General features: G+C 72.6%; 9 protein-coding genes and 1 pseudogene. 8 read left to right on the top strand and 2 right to left on the bottom strand.

Going from position 1 to position 14,426, the window contains the following annotated elements; genetic code table 11:
• The first annotated feature begins 192 nt into the window (after positions 1-192).
• From AB0A97_RS39600 to AB0A97_RS39590, 3 genes are all read left to right on the top strand, one after another.
• Positions 193-528: a glyoxalase gene (locus AB0A97_RS39600; protein ID WP_361160405.1), complete on the top strand. Its 336-nt coding sequence runs from the start codon at positions 193-195 to the stop codon at positions 526-528.
• Positions 529-709: 181 nt separating this feature from the next.
• Positions 710-1,150 (top strand): MarR family transcriptional regulator, encoded by a 441-nt coding sequence (locus AB0A97_RS39595; RefSeq protein ID WP_361160308.1) that lies wholly within the window; start codon positions 710-712, stop codon positions 1,148-1,150.
• A gap of 83 nt (positions 1,151-1,233) precedes the next feature.
• The gene (locus tag AB0A97_RS39590) at positions 1,234-2,319 is read left to right on the top strand and encodes an NAD(P)/FAD-dependent oxidoreductase (protein WP_361160305.1); all 1,086 of its coding nucleotides are present in this window, start codon (positions 1,234-1,236) and stop codon (positions 2,317-2,319) included.
• 265 nt (positions 2,320-2,584) lie between these two features.
• Here AB0A97_RS39590 and AB0A97_RS39585 read toward each other — a convergent pair.
• Positions 2,585-2,746: pseudogene (locus tag AB0A97_RS39585) on the bottom strand (amidase family protein); the annotation flags it as partial.
• Between the two features lie 1,182 nt (positions 2,747-3,928).
• On the opposite strand from AB0A97_RS39585, the gene AB0A97_RS39580 reads away from it, so the two are divergent.
• The 4 genes from AB0A97_RS39580 (at position 3,929) to AB0A97_RS39565 (ending at position 9,570) form a co-directional block, all read left to right on the top strand.
• A complete protein-coding gene (locus tag AB0A97_RS39580; protein ID WP_361160302.1) occupies positions 3,929-6,724 on the top strand; it encodes an AAA family ATPase in 2,796 nt (931 codons plus the stop codon).
• Between the two features lie 31 nt (positions 6,725-6,755).
• Complete coding sequence (locus tag AB0A97_RS39575; protein ID WP_361160299.1) at positions 6,756-7,532, top strand: alpha/beta fold hydrolase; 777 nt, start codon at positions 6,756-6,758, stop codon at positions 7,530-7,532.
• Between the two features lie 95 nt (positions 7,533-7,627).
• Positions 7,628-8,905, top strand: a complete 1,278-nt coding sequence (locus AB0A97_RS39570) for an MFS transporter (protein ID WP_361160296.1) — start codon at positions 7,628-7,630, stop codon at positions 8,903-8,905.
• A gap of 2 nt (positions 8,906-8,907) precedes the next feature.
• Positions 8,908-9,570: an NAD(P)H-binding protein gene (locus AB0A97_RS39565; RefSeq protein ID WP_361160293.1), complete on the top strand. Its 663-nt coding sequence runs from the start codon at positions 8,908-8,910 to the stop codon at positions 9,568-9,570.
• Between the two features lie 89 nt (positions 9,571-9,659).
• Here AB0A97_RS39565 and AB0A97_RS39560 read toward each other — a convergent pair whose 3' ends face one another.
• Entirely contained in the window at positions 9,660-10,757 is a 1,098-nt protein-coding gene (locus tag AB0A97_RS39560; RefSeq protein ID WP_361160290.1) for a phosphotransferase, read from the bottom strand.
• Between the two features lie 147 nt (positions 10,758-10,904).
• On the opposite strand from AB0A97_RS39560, the gene AB0A97_RS39555 reads away from it, so the two are divergent.
• Positions 10,905-14,426 (top strand): beta-ketoacyl synthase N-terminal-like domain-containing protein (locus AB0A97_RS39555; RefSeq protein WP_361160287.1); only part of this gene is annotated, 3,522 nt, incomplete at its 3' end.

Raw genomic sequence — 14,426 nt, 5'->3', positions numbered from 1 at the left:
CCTGGTCGTCGGCACTTCCACTGGATGATGTAACCGGGAGGTGCCCGAGTCGCGCAACGGCATAGCCAGGCGCCCTGACCGTAGCCGCCGGCTCCAGCACTCCACGACAGGGACCACTACTGGCGGTACCGCGCACAGTTTTCCGCTGTCGCGTCTGCGCGGCCGAGCCTTCGGCCGTATCCGCCGCTCGCCATTCCTCCGGGCGCCGAAGAACTCTGCCGTGAGTTCTGGCGAGACGTGCTCGGCATGACGGAGCTTGAGAAGCCACCGGCGCTGGCCGCTCGCGGCGGGTGCTGGTTCCGAGGTGGTGGACTGGAGGTCCACCTGGGTGTCGAAGAGGATTTCCGCCCGAACCGGAAGGCCCACCCGGGCATCCTGGTGACCTCGCTCCACGCACTCGCCCAGCGGCTGGAAACCAGCGGAGCAAGCGTGACCTGGGACGACGACTTCCCGGGCCACGACCGCTTCCACACGTCCGACAAGCTGGGCAATCGGCTCGAATTCCTTGAACCGGTCCGCGACCACTGACACGAGCGCGAGGGGGCGAAGCCCCGGCCCCGGGACCCGAGAGGCCCTGACGGAAGCCGGGCCGGCGCCGGGTACGCGGAGCACACCTACTGCTGACAGGGGCAGAACGTGTCCCCGCGCGGATGTGGCCGAAGTCCGCGAAGGCTTGTTCCTTAACCTGACAACAGTTAGTGTGTTAACTATGGAGAGAGTGAAGCGCGAGAGCACGCTGGAGCTGATGCGGTGGGTGGTGTGGGGGCAGCGACGCATCGCTGATGAATGGATACGGGAACGCGGCCTCACGCACGAGCAGAGTGCCGTGCTGGCGTACCTGACGAAGAACCCGGATGCCATTCAGCGTGACGTCGCGCGGGCCATGCGCACCAGTGCGCCGAGCATTTCCCGGCTCCTGGCCGGACTTGAGCGGCGCGGACTCGTGGAGCGCCAGACCCAGGAGGATGACACGCGCAGCCGTCGGGTGCTTGTCACTCCAGCGGGCTCCGAACTGATCCAGGGTTTCGAAGAGGCCATGGACCATGTCGAGGAGTCGATCCTCGCGCCGCTGGGCGCCGCAGGGCAGGCGCGGCTCCATGAATTGCTGGAGCAGCTCGCGTCCCGGATCGAGCCACCCCGCTCTCCCTGACCCGGCTCTACTACCCGCACGGCGGCCGGGAGCCCCAGCGGGCAAAGCCACCGGTTCACCCACCAGCAGCAAGGAACGCATGCATGACTCAGATCACGATCATCGGTGCCGGTCTTGCGGGACTGACACTGGCACGCACCCTGGCGGTTCATGGAATACCGGCCACGGTGTACGAAGCGGAGGCGTCTGCCCAGGCCCGGGGCCAAGGCGGCATGCTCGACATCCACGACTTCAACGGCCAGCACGGGATCCGTGCCACCGGCCTGATGGACGGCTTCCGGTCCCTCGTCCTCGAAGGCCGCCAGGCATCCCGCGACGTGGCACCCGACGGCACCATCTTGGCGGACCGGCCCGACGACCCCGCCGGAGGCCGCCCCGAGGTGCAGCGCGGCGAGCTGCGACAGTTGCTGCTGGAATCCCTGCCTGCCGACAGTGTCGTCTGGGGCCACAGGACCCGGAGCGTGCGGACCCTCGCTGACGGTCGTCACGAAGTGACCTTCACCAACGGATCGACGCTCGTCACCGACATCCTCGTCGGTGCCGACGGCGCCTGGTCGAAGGTCCGGCCGCTGCTCTCCGATGCCACGCCCGCCTATGCCGGACGCTCGATGGTCGAGACGTACCTGTATGAGAGCGACACCCGGCACCCTGCCACCCTGGCGCTGGTCGGCGGCGGGTCGATGACCGCCTACGACGAAGCCAACCGCATAGGTCTCGGCGTGCAGCGCGAGCGCGCGGACACCCTGCACGCCTACGCCATGTTCGACCAGCCGCTCGACTGGTTCGACGGCATCGACTTCAATGACGGCCCTGCGGCCGCCCGCACGATCGCCGCGATGTTCGAGGGGTGGGCGCCGGAGCTCGTCGCCCTGGTCGCGGACAGCGACATCCCGCCGATCTTTCGCCCCTTGTACGGGCTGCCGATCGGGCACCGCTGGGAACATGTACCCGGGGTCACGCTCATCGGAGACGCCGCGCACCTGGCACCGCCGGACGGCGAAGGAGCGAACTGGGCCCTCTTCGACGCAGGCCAGCTCGGCAACGCCATCGCCGAACAGCCCAAGGACATCGACGCGGCCATCCGCGCCTACGAAGCCGCGCTCTTCCCACGGAACATCGAGACCGCAACCGCCGCCGCAGCCTACTACCCCGATTTCACACCCTGCTGACCACGGCAACCAGGCAAGTCTGAGGTTCTACCGCAGGCGTTGGACGTGGCGGTGGGTGATCAGGCAGGTGGCGAGGCCGAGGAAGGCTTCGCGGCGGTACTTGTCGTGGCCGTAGCCGCGGCCGGCGAGGAGTGTGTCCGGCCGACGTCCGGGGCGGCCGACGACGCCGGCCACGGCCGGGGCAGGTTGGTCTTGGCCAACGGGATGCCCCGGCCGCCCGCAGCCGCGCCACCGCGGTCGCGTCCACGTCCGCGACATGATCCTTGAACAGGGCGGAGCCGCGGGCGCTCACCGCACCGGCCACGTCCAGCGAGTCCTTGACGGTGAACGGCACGCCGTGGAACGGCCCGAGGTCCTGACCGGCGGCCACTGCCGCGTCCGCTGCTGCCGCCGCGGCGAGCGCCTGGTCGGCGAGTACCGTCACCATGGCGTTGATCTTCGGGTTGACGGCCTCGATCCGGCGCAGGTGCGCCTCGGCCACCTCGGTGGCGGACACCTGCCGGCTGCCGATCAGCTCGGCCAGCCCGGTCGCGTCCCACCTGTGGAGCTCGTTCTCGTCCACGGCTCCTCCTGGGGTGTCTCGCGTCGGCAGGGCGGCGCCGGCCGTCCGGCGGAATCCGGCTGACCTTACCGGGCGGCCCTGGCCGGCACGTCCGCTGCCCTTCCGCAGGATGCCCCACCCTCCCGGGCAGGCAGCGGAGGGGGTCCGAGGTGTGCGGTCGAAATCCGCCCGCCGCGAAGGCGAGAGTTACGGACGACGCGGACCTGCTCCGGCTGACGTGCCAACAGCTCAGTTGGCGAGGGGGAGAGTTCCCGTCAGCGCAGGGCGGGGGCCGGGCGGCCGGCCTCGGTGGCGAACCCTGGCAGGTGCCGGTCAGGTCGGGGAATTCCATGGTCCGAGCCGGGGCCGTGCACGATGCGGATCAGGTCCTCGCACGGCCGCGCGGAGGTGTCCGCGGGGGGCGGTCGGGCGCGTCGAAGGTGGTGCCGGGCGGCGCGAGGCGCGGTCATCCGGCTGTCGATACCGCCCCCGGCGCCGGGTCCCGCCGGTGTGCCGGATCGGGATGTGTGTGGGCATCGGCTTGCGAACGCAATGGTCGCGTGAGATTCCGAACGCGGCAAGAAAGCGCGCGAATTGCACGGTCACGGCAATGGGGTGGAAATCAACTTCCGGTAAATCGTGACCACTTATCGTGCCGTCGGCTTCGTGGTGGTGGGGGCGGGGGCCCGGTGCGCTGCGGCGTGGCGCCTTGCGGTAATCGGTGAACGGTGTTTGCGGGGTTCCCGCCCGGGGAAAAGTGTCCGCCATTTGGGCAGGTCGGCCGATCGCGTGGGGCGGTGGGCGCGGGGTGGCCGACTGGTGAGAAGGTTTTGCCTGAGCAATGTTGAGCGTGGCGATCACGCTGTGATCATATGGCGTGAGAGTTGTCCGACCCCCAGCGGGAGTTGGCCCGGGTGTCGCTGCTTCGCCTATCGGCACCGCGTCTGTCGTCGATCGACGGGTGGGGGGGCTTGACGGTATCGGTACCGCGTTCTTCCGGACGCGTCCTCCCTGCGGGGTGTGCCCGAGCGTGACGGGCCCTGGGCGACACTCATCGCAGGAGGTGGCATGAACTTAGTCGAGCGGGAAGCGCAGCTCCTGGAGCTCGCCGACCGGATCAGGACGAGCGCGTCGGGACGGGGAGAGTTCTTCGTCGTCAGCGGTCCGGCGGGGTGCGGCAAGACCGCGCTGCTGGACTCGGTGTCGGCGCTCGCCCGGGCGCAGGGCGTGCGGGTCCTGTCCGTGACCGGCCCCGGACTCGACGGGACACCCGAGGTCGATGTGGTGGGCGCGGTCCGTGACCTGCTGCCCCGCGTCCCGGAGGCCGCACCGCCGCGGGAGCCCCGTGAACTGGCGGAACACCTGGTGGCGCTCGCCTTGTCGGAACCGTTGCTGCTGGTGGTGGACGATGTCCACCGGGTGGACGCGGACTCCGCGAAGTTGCTCCGGGAATTGGCCCGGCGGCTCGGCAACGTGCCGGTGAACGTCCTGGTCTCCGATTTCCGGCGGACGGACGGCTCCCACGACGCTCCGCCCACCGTCCCCCTCTTCCCCCGTTCCCGCAGGCGCCGGTTCGTCGTGGAACCGCTGTCCCGTACGGGGGTCGCCGAACTGGCCCGCGGCCGGCTCGGCCGCAATCCCCCACCCCGGCTGGTCGACGAACTGTTCGCCGTGACGGGCGGGAACCCGCTGCTTCTCCAGGCCGCCTTCGACGACGTCGCGGCCGCGGACGGAGGCGGCCTCGAACCGGTCTTCGGTCCCACGTTCGCGGAGGCCGTACTGGCGCAGGTGCGCATGTCCGCCTGCGCGATGACGTCCGCGGTGATGGAGGCGGCGTCGGTCCTCGGCGCGTCCTGTGACCAGGACCGTTTGGCCCGCACCGTCGGCGCGGACGCGCGCGACCTGCACCGCGTCCTGGACGGGCTGACCGCGAGCGGGGTGCTGTCGCGGGACCGGGTGCTGCACCCGCACGTCCGGGCCGTGCTGACGGGGGCCATGGACCAGGAGGCGCTGCGCCGGCTGCGGCTGCGCGCCGCCGAGGTGCTCTACGAGGACGACGCGCCGGCCGACGAGGTCGCCGGGCACCTGCTCGCCGCCGGGGATGCCCCGTGGCCCTGGGCGGTGGGCATCCTGTGCGAGGCGGCGGAGCAGGCGGCGCGGCGCTACCGATACCGGGACGCCGTAGCGCTCCTCAAACTCGCCTCGGACCGGTGCACGGACTACATGACGCGGGTGGAGGTCGAGGCCAAGCTGCTGGACATCACCTGGTGGGTCGATCCGGCCACGGTGTCCCGGCGCCTGAGTTCCCTGGTGGACAGTGCCCGTGCGGGCTGCCTGTCCGCGTGGTGGATGTCCCGGCTGTCCCGGCGCCTGGCCTGGCAGGGGCGGGCCGACGAGGCGGACGAGGTGTTCGGGCTGGCCAGGGCGGTCGGCCGGGACGACCCCGAGACGCCCATCGAACTCGCCATCAGCGACTTCTGGATCCGCCACCTCTTCCCCGGGATGCCGCACGCCACGGCCTGCGACGGATGCGAACTGAGTCCGGAACTGGTCAGCGGCGGATTTCCGTGGCTGACCAGCGCCAGCGAGCTGCCCGGGCTGCTCACCGGTGGCCGGCAGGACACCGTGGTACGTCACGCGGAGGAAATCCTGGAACGGGTGGGGCCCGGCCACTCGGACCTGGAGGCGGCACAGGCCGCCTTGTTCTCCCTGCTGGCGGCGGAACGGCTGCCCGGCGACGGGCTCCGGTCCGTGCGGGCCGTCACCGAGGACGGCGAGGCGGCGGTACCGGTGCAGTGGACGGCGATGCTGTCCGTGGCCCAGGGGGTCGCCGCCTGGTGGCGGGGCGACCCGGCCGGCGCGGTGGACTGCGTGGAGAGGGCATTGGACCAGCTCGACGCCCCGAAGTGGGGCATCCTGCTCGGGCTGCCCCGTGGCCTTCAGCTCCTCGCCATGACGGAGCAGGGGCGGCATCAGGAGGCCGCGAAGGAACTGGCGCGGCCGATGCCGGCGTTCTTCGCGCGCAGCCCGTACGGACTGGTTCACCTGCGGGCCCGCGGCCGTCACCACCTGGCCACCGGCGGACTGCGCGCCGCGGTCACCGACTTCCGCAGCTGCGGGGACATCCTGCGGTCGTGGAGGACGGAGCTGCCGGGGCTGGTGCCCTGGCGCCTGGACCTTGCGGAAACGTTACTGCGCCTGGGGGAGCGCGAGGAGGCGAGGGCGCTGGCCGACGAGCACCTCGACCTGTTCCCCGACGTCCCGGACACCCCCTCGCGCACCCGCGGGATCGCACTGCGGCTGCGCGCCATGGCCGGACCACCGGCACGGCGGGCCGCGGGCCTGCGGGAATCGGCGACGATGCTGGAACGCTGCGGCGACCTGCTCGAACTGGCCCGTACGCTCGGCGTCCTGGCGCAGACCTACCAGCACGCCGGTGAGCTCGCCTACGGGCGCCGGACGCTGCGCAGGGCGGAGCGGCTCGCCCGGGAATGCGGCGGCGTCCGGGCCCTGGAGGAGATCAGGACGGCCGCTCCCACCCGGACCGCCGGCGGCCCGCCGCCCGCCGCCCCCTCGGGACCGCCCGCCGCCGCGCGGACAACCGCCGCTCCGGCGCCGGGAGCACCCGCCCCGGCCGAGGGCAAGAGCGCCGCCACCCGGCCCACGTGGGACGCCGGGCGGACGCTGCTGACCCTCGCGGAGCGGAAGGTCGCCGACCTGGCGGCCGAGGGATACACCAACCGGGAGATCGCGGACGCGCTGTACGTCACCGCGAGCACCGTCGAACAACATCTGACGCGCATCTACCGCAAGCTCAAGATCCGCCGCCGTTCCGAACTGGGAGCTCAGGTGAGCAGCCGGTGACCGGCCGTGCGGACCGTAAGGAAGGAAACCGGTGACGCCACACAGCGCCCCGCAGGCCGACCGCTGGCTCGTCCCCTACGGGACCTGCCCCGAGCCGGAGTTCCGCGTGGTGTGCTTCCCGCACGCCGGCGGCTCCGCCTCGTACTACCCGTGGCTGCGCTCGGCGGTACCGCCGACGGGTGAACTGCTGTGCGTGCAGTATCCGGGGCGGCAGGAACGCCACCGGGAGGCCCCCGTCGAACGGTTCGGCCCGATGGTCGAGACCGTCACGGAACTGCTGCGCGCCCGCCCGCGCCTGCCGCTGGTGCTGTTCGGGCACAGCCTCGGCTCCTTGATCGCTTACGAGACCGCGCTGGCGCTGGGGGACGACGCCGGGCCGCTGCGCGGACTGATCGTGTCGGGCCGCCGCGCCCCCTCGGTCCGGCCGCCGAGCCGCGCACGCGAGATGACCACCCGGCAGGTCCTTGCCGAGGCACGCGTCCTGGGCGGCATCGACCCCGCCCTGCTGAACGACCCGGGCGTCCTGGAACTGATCCTTCCGGCGCTGCGCGCGGACTACCGGCTGGCCGAGTCCTACGTCCCGGAGCCCGGTGCGGCGGTCTCCTGCCCGATGACCGTTCTGACCGGCACCACCGACCCGCGCGTCTCCTCCGAGGACGCCGCGGCCTGGCGTACGCACACCACGGGCACCTGCACCGTGCACGAGGTCGAGGGCGGCCACTTCTTCTTCGAGAACGAGCGCCGCACCGTCCTCGACCTGATCGGCCACGCGCTGGACGGCATGCTCGGCCGCGCGGTCCGCGCATAAGAGGGCGGCCGCGCGGCGTCCCGTCGTCGGGGGCCCGGACGGGACGCCGCGGCCCCGCCCACCCACTGAGCGCACCACCCCTAGGAGAGTCAGGAATGTTCGGTTCGCTGCGCGCGCTGTCCGAGGTCCCCAGACTGGGCATGCTGCTACCGCTGTCACTGATCAGCCGCATCCATCTGAGCGGCCTGCCGGTCGCACTGTCCTTCCTCATCGCCGGCTGGACCGGCGGGTACACCACCGTCGGCCTGGTGACCGGGGCGATGGCGATCGGGCAGGCGGTGGCCGGCCCGATCCGGGGCCGGGTCGCCGACCGCAGTTCCGCCAGCGCGGTGCTGTTCGTCACCGGCGGCGGCTACGCCGTGGGGCTCCTCGCCCTGATCCTGGCGGCACTGCTGCTGCCCGCCGGGGCCTGGCCCGTGGCCGTCGTCATCGCCTTCTTCACCGGCCTGACGCTGCCCCCCATCTCCCAGATATCCCGGGCCCTGTGGCCGCGGCTGGCGAAGGGCGACGTACGGGAGTCCCTGTTCACCCTGGAGGCCACGGGGTACGAGATCGTGTCCATGGCCGGTCCGCTGCTCGCGGCCGGTGTGGTCACCCTCTCCGGGGGCACGGCCGCCGTGGTGGTCTGCGCGGTGCTCGCGGTCGGCGGGTCGCTGCTCCTCGGACTGGTGCTGCGGGCGGCCGGACTGGACCGGTCCGAGCCGGCCGCCAAGGGCGAGGAGGAGACCGGGAAGGCCGGCAGGCAGCGGTCGCTGCTGCGCGACCCGGTCTTCGTGCGAGCCGTCCTCGTCCCGTTCTTCCTGATGGCGGCACTGTTCTCGATCGACCTCTCGGTGGTCGCCTGGGGCCGGGACCGCGGCACGCCCGGTATCGCGGGCGCGCTGATCGCCCTGTTCGGCCTGGGGTCCGCGCTCGGCGGCCTGCTGTCCGTGGGCCGCGGCGGAAAGCGCAACAGCGCCCTGGGCATCGGCGGGCTGGCCATCGGCATCGGCGTCTTCGCCTGCCTGCTGTCACCGGCGTTCGACTCCACCCCCGTATGGCTGCTGGCCCTGGCGATGCTCGTCACCGGCAGCGTGGTCTCGCCGAGCATGGGCGCGTGCAATTCCCGGATCGGCGACCTGACGCCGGAGCACCGGCGCGCCGAAGCCTTCGGCTGGCTGGCCACCGCGATGACCGGCGGTGCCGCCGTCATGTTGCCGCTCAGCGGCCGGCTGCTGGACCTGGCCGGGCCCGCCGCGTCCATCGGATCCGGCGCGGTGGCCGCGGTGCTCGCCGCGGTGCTGGCCGTCACCCTGCCCCGGCGTACGGAGGAAGCCGCGGAACCCGACGCGGCCGGCGAGAACGTCTCCGAGCCCACGGTGGAGGCGGGCTGACGATGCGTGTGGTCATCCTGGGCGTCACCACGGGACTCGGCACCTGCCTGGCGCGGGCCCTGCCCGAGTACGGCTGCACCCCGGTCGGGCTGATCCGCAAGGCGGCACAGCGGGAGCCGCTGCGGGCCGCGGGCGTCGAGACGGTTCTGCTGGACACCGCGAGCGACCGGGTACGTGACGGCCTGCGGGAGGCGGTCGGCGGAGCCGGCGCGGTGGTCCTGGCCGCCGGCACCGGCACGGGACCCGGCTCGCTGGGCGCGGCCACCCGCTCCGTCTCCCCGGCCGGTCTGCTGGCGGAGGCCGCGGAGCGGGCCGGGGTACGCCGGTACGCGATGGTGAGCGCGCTGCTGCCGGACGACGGCGTCCGGGCCGAGCTGGGCGACCTGCTCCCGGCGTACCTGCGGGAGAAGGAGAACGCCGAGCGGGACCTGCGCGAACGGGACCTGGACTGGTGTGCGCTGCGCCCCGGGCGGCTCGACGACACCGCCGCGACCGGACGCGTCCGCGTACGGGCCGGAACCGACCCCCGCCCCGAGGGACGCATCAGCCGGGCCGACCTGGCCACGACCCTCTGCGCGATCCTCACCGCCCCGCGACCGGTACGCGGCACGCTGGCCGTCTGTGCCGGGGACGTTCCGATCCGGGAAGCCGTCGCGGAAATGTGAGCGCGCGGCCCCGGCCTCACGGGTGACGTCTCCCGCGCGAGAAAGGCCGCCGGGCGGGACGCTCCAGGTGCCCGCCCGAAGCCTTCCGCTCAGAGCAGGTAATGGTCCTTCGGCAACGCGTCGGCCGCCGCGATGTTTTCCCGGGCCCGTTCGATCAGGGTGTCGTTCGTGTGCTCGCCGGTCTGTCCGAGATCTACGTCGAAATGCCGTCGCCGGGCATAGATCCAGCCTTCGATGGCGGCCCGCATCTTCAGCATCGTCGGCAGGTACGCGTATTCCTCGGGGGAAGCCGGTGACGTCTCCAGATAACCGGTCAGGAACGGCGTCGTGTCGATTTCCTCTTCCGCGAAACTCAGCGTGGACGCGACGTCCAGCATATGCGGGCCGTGCATCACCTCGCCCCAGTCCAGCAGTCCGACCTTGTCACCGTCGAAGCGGAACTCGGTGAGCCGGGGATCGCAGTGGATGATGCCGTCCGACAGGTTTGCGGGCAGCGCGGCGAATCCCTCACGGATGGCCTGCTGGATCCAGTCCAGGCCCGCCAGGAACGGCTGCGGTTCCAGCAGCCAGTCCATCTGCGACCAGACCATGGTCTCCGGCAGCGGCGGCACCGTGCGCAGACTCGCGTGAATGCTCCCCAACGCCCGCCCGGCCAGGGCAAGTTCCGTCGGATTGTCGGTGTCGGTCGGCCGGCCGTCGAGATGTTCCAGCAGCCCCCAGCACCAGTCGCCGTGCTCGGCGACGACCGCGCCGTCCCGGGTACGACGCGGCGCTCCGGAGGGTATGCCCGCCCGTTCCGCCATTTCCGCCGCCCGCAGCCCGGAGGCGAACTTCACGCCGTACGCCTTCGGTACGGCTTTCAGCACCGCGCGGTCCCCGTCGCGTTCCAGCAGCCAGGTGTGCGAGTTGTAGCCGATTTCCCAGGTGTCCGCCGGCCACGGCACCACCGTGAAATCCGCCCCGTCCCAGAAATGCAGCGGCAGGTCGCCGACTCCCGGCGCGTCGGGCAGGGGATCAAAAACTGGCATGTCTATCCGTTCTCGTCGGTGGGGGCGGATGGTCCGCCGGACGGCCCGGTGTTCCTTCGGTTTCGGCGGAGTGTACAGCCCGCGCGCCGCGCCCCGAGGCGGGCTTGGCGGACGTAACGGGTACGGGGTGGGCAAGGAAATGGGGCGGGCGCGGGTCATCCCCTTAGGGGGTGCGGGGCTTAGGGGTGGTTTAGGGGGGAGGGTGGGGTGTCGCCGGGTGTTCACTCTTTGTTCAGCTACTGGAACGTTTCCCGTCACGGGAAAGCTGTCCGTGCTGAACGTTGGACCCCCGGGAGTGGTCGGGAAATGGCAAAAGGCATCCGCCCCGTCGTCGTCGCCGGTGTCGCGCACTCCGCGCCCCCGGGCGCCGGTTCGCCGGCCGGGACCGTATGGGCCGCGATCGAGGACGCCGGGGTGGTGCCCTCGGCCGCGCGTCCCGTCATCGTGTTCGCCGGAGCGGACGCCGAGGACCTGTCCGCGGGCCTGAACGGCATCCCCGGCGTCGAGGTGCGCGCACCACGGCGTCAGGAACCGTTCGCCGCCGCCACCGCCCGCCTGCGTACGGCGGACCGCGACGGCGGCCGGGAGTCGGCCGGGGAGACGGACAGCGGCCGGGGAACGGACCGCAGCGTCGTCGTCGTGTACGAAGGCCCCGGCACCCCGGCCGTGGCCCTGACGCTCGACGCGCCGGGCCTGGACCACTACGGCGTCCTCGCCCGCGGCGCCGCCAAGCGGACCGCCCAGCTCCAGGGGCTGGCGCCGCGCCCGCACACCGCGACCCCGTCCCCGGAGGCGCCGTTCGCGGCACCGCTGCTGCTGTCCGCCCGCAGCGAGACCGCCCTGCGGGCACACGCCGACGCCCTCGCCGGCCACCTCGACGCCCGGCCGGAAACCTCCCTGACCGACGCCGCCTTCACCCTGGCGACCGCCCGCACGGTCTGGGAACACCGCGCCGCCGTGCACGCCACCGACCGCCCAACCGCCGTCGCCGCCCTGCGCGACCTAGCGGCCGGGCGCTCCCACGACGCCGTGTCGCGCGGCACCGGCGCCACCGGCCCGTCCGCCGTGTTCGTCTTCCCCGGCCAGGGCGGCCAGTGGCTCGGCATGGCCCGCGAACTCGCCGACACCTCCCCGCTGTTCCGCGCCAAGCTCGCCGAATGCGGCCGGGCGCTCGCCCCGTTCCTGGACTTCACCCTGGACGACGCGCTCTGCGGCGGCGTCCCCCTCGAACGCATCGACGTCGCCCAGCCCGCGTTGTTCGCGGTCACGGTCGCACTGGCCGAACTGTGGCGCGCGCACGGGGTGGCGCCGGCGGCGGTGGCCGGGGTGAGCATGGGCGAGATCGCCGCGGCGACCGTGGCCGGCGGACTGTCCCTGTCGGACGGCGCCCGGCTGGCCGCCGCCTTCAGCAAGGCGCAGGCGCTGATCCAGGGCCAGGGCGAGATGGTCGCGGTGAACCTGTCCGTGGCCGAGACACGGGACCTCATCGACGCCTGCGGACTCTCCCTGGAGGTCGCGGTCGTCAACGGGCCGCGCGCCACGGTCGTCGCGGGCGCCCCCGAGGAAGCCGCCGCCCTGGTGCGGCGCCTGGAGGACACGGACGTCCGGGCCAGGCTCCTGCCCATCGGCATCGCCGCGCACTCACCGCAGATCGAACAGATCCGCGCCTACCTGCTGCGGGAACTGGCACCGATCCGGCCGCGCCCCGCCACCGTCCCGATGTTCGCCTCCGCCACCGCCGACCGCGTGGACACCGCGGACCTCGACGCCGCGTACTGGTACCGCAGCCTGCGCCGGACCGCCGACTTCCAGGGCGCCACCGAGGCCGCCCTGAACCACGGCCACCGGGTGTTCGTCGAGATGAGCCCCCACCCGGTGCTCGCCATGGCGATCGAGGACACCGCCGCCCGGCACGGGCACGACGCGGCCGTGCTGGACACGATGCGCCGGGACGCCGCCGGATACGGCCGCGTCGTGCGCTCCCTCACCCACGCCCACCTGCACGGCGTCACCCCCGACTGGAACCGGGTGTTCGACGGCGCCCACCGCGTGCCGCTGCCCGCCTACCCGTTGGACGTCGCGGACACCGACGACCGGGACACCGCCACCGCGGAGACCGGGGACACCGGCCTGCGCGAGGAACTGCGCCCGCTGCCGGAAGCCCAGCGGCTGGCCCGCGTCACCACCCTCATCACCCGGGAGCTGGCCGCCCCCGACGGCGAACCCGCCGGTGCGGACCGCGACTTCAGGTCGCTGGGCCTGGACTCCCTCGGCGCCCTCACCCTGCGCAACCGCCTCAACGACGCGACGGGCCTGCGGCTGCCCGCCACCTCCGTGTTCGACCACCCCACCCCGCGCGTCCTGGCCCGGGAGGTGCTGCGGCTCCTCTTCGGCGACACCACGGACGCCACCGATCCTCGCACCGCCGTCACCCCCGCCGTACCGGCCGACCCCGACGAGCCGATCGCCATCGTCGGCATGGCCTGCCGGTTCCCCGGAGGCGTCACCTCCCCCGAGCAGCTCTGGGAGCTGGTACGCGACGGCCGCGACGCGGTCACGGAGTTCCCCGCGGACCGCGGCTGGGACCTCGCCGCCCTCCAGCACACCGACGCCGACCGTCCCGGCACCTTCTACCAGCGCGAGGCCGCGCTGCTGGCGGACGTGGACCGCTTCGACGCGGGCTTCTTCGGGATCTCGCCGCGCGAGGCGCTGGCGATGGACCCCCAGCAGCGGATGTTGCTGGAGACCTCGTGGGAGGCGCTGGAACGCGCCGGCATCGACGCCACCGCCGTACGCGGCAGCCGCACCGGCGTGTTCACCGGGGTCATGAACCTGCCGTACGGCAGGCCGCTGCACCAGGCCCGGCCCGACCTGGAGGGCCACGTGCTGACCGGCACGGCCTCCAGCGTCGTCTCCGGCCGGCTGTCCTACGCCCTGGGCCTGGAGGGGCCGGCGCTGACCCTGGACACGGCGTGCTCGTCGTCGCTGGTGGCGCTGCACCTGGCCTGCCAGTCGCTGCGCCAGGGCGAATGTGACCTGGCCTTCACCGGCGGCGCCACCGTCATGGCCGAACCGGGCATGTTCATCGAGTTCAGCCGGCAGCGGGCGCTGTCCCCGGACGGCCGCTCCAAGCCGTTCTCCGCCGACGCCGACGGCTTCGGCATGGCCGAAGGCGTGGGTGTCCTGGTGGTGGAGCGTCTGTCGGACGCCCGCCGCCTGGGCCACGAGGTGCTGGCGGTGGTGCGGGGTTCGGCCGTCAACCAGGACGGTGCCTCCAACGGCCTGACCGCGCCCAACGGCCCGTCCCAGCAGCGCGTGATCCGCGAAGCGCTGGCCCACGCCGGTGTGCGGCCCGGTGAGGTGGACGTGGTGGAGGCGCACGGTACCGGCACGCGCCTCGGCGACCCGATCGAGGCCCAGGCGCTGATCGCCACCTACGGCCGGGACCGGGACGGCGAACCGCTCCGCCTCGGTTCGCTGAAGTCCAACATCGGTCACGCGCAGGCCGCCGCGGGTGTGGCGGGTGTGATCAAGATGGTGGAGGCGATGCGGCACGGGGTGATGCCGAAGAGTCTGTACGCGGACCGTCCGACCGGTGAGGTGGACTGGTCGTCGGGTGCGGTGGAGCTGCTGGCCGAGGCGCGTCCTTGGGAGCCTGAGGGGCGTCCGCGCCGGGCGGCGGTGTCCTCGTTCGGCATCAGCGGAACGAATGCGCATGTGGTGCTGGAGCAGTCCGCCGAAGAGGAGTTGGTGCCTGCGGCGGAGTCCGCTGAGGGCGGTCCGGTGGCGTTGGTGGTTTCGGGTAAGTCGGTTGCGGCGGTGCGGGCT

This window comes from Streptomyces sp. NPDC045470 (genome assembly GCF_040646595.1).
Lineage (GTDB): Bacteria > Actinomycetota > Actinomycetes > Streptomycetales > Streptomycetaceae > Streptomyces.
The sequence above is the reverse complement of the archived record's forward strand: the minus strand, read 5'-3'. Positions and strand labels throughout refer to the sequence as shown.